The sequence below is a fragment of the Bradyrhizobium sp. CSA112 genome, from assembly GCF_029051645.1.
In the GTDB taxonomy this organism is placed as follows: domain Bacteria; phylum Pseudomonadota; class Alphaproteobacteria; order Rhizobiales; family Xanthobacteraceae; genus Bradyrhizobium.
On record NZ_JAACFS010000169.1, the window covers coordinates 1 to 394 of the forward strand.

The 394-nt window shown below is 70.8% G+C and carries 1 protein-coding gene; it reads left to right on the forward strand.

From position 1 onward, the window contains the following. The coding region (locus GWE18_RS42170) for an HPr family phosphocarrier protein (protein ID WP_275191342.1) at positions 1 to 231 on the forward strand (231 nt) is incomplete at its 5' end. Between the last annotated feature and the right edge of the window lie 163 nt (positions 232 to 394).

Sequence of the window (394 nt, forward strand, 5' to 3'; positions counted from 1 at the left end):
CTGCACGCCCGTGCGTCCGCGAAGCTCACGAAGCTGGCCGGCAGCTTCCCCTGCGAAGTGTGGCTGGGCCGGGGCGAGCGCCGCGTGAATGCCAAGAGCATCATGGGCGTGATGATGCTGGCCGCCGGCATCGGCTCCGAGGTCACGATCGAGACCGACGGCCCGCAGGAGCAGGAGGCGATGGACGCGCTGCGCGCGCTCATCGACGGCAAGTTCGGCGAAGGGGAGTGACGCTCCGCATGGCCCCCCGATCCACCGCCGCACCCGGAGACACCCGATGACGTTCGCGGTCCATGGTCTGGCCGTCGCCCGGGGGATCGCCATCGGGCGCGCGGTGCTCGTCGGCTCCAGCCGCGTGGACGTGGCCCATTACTTCATCGAGCCCGACCAGGTG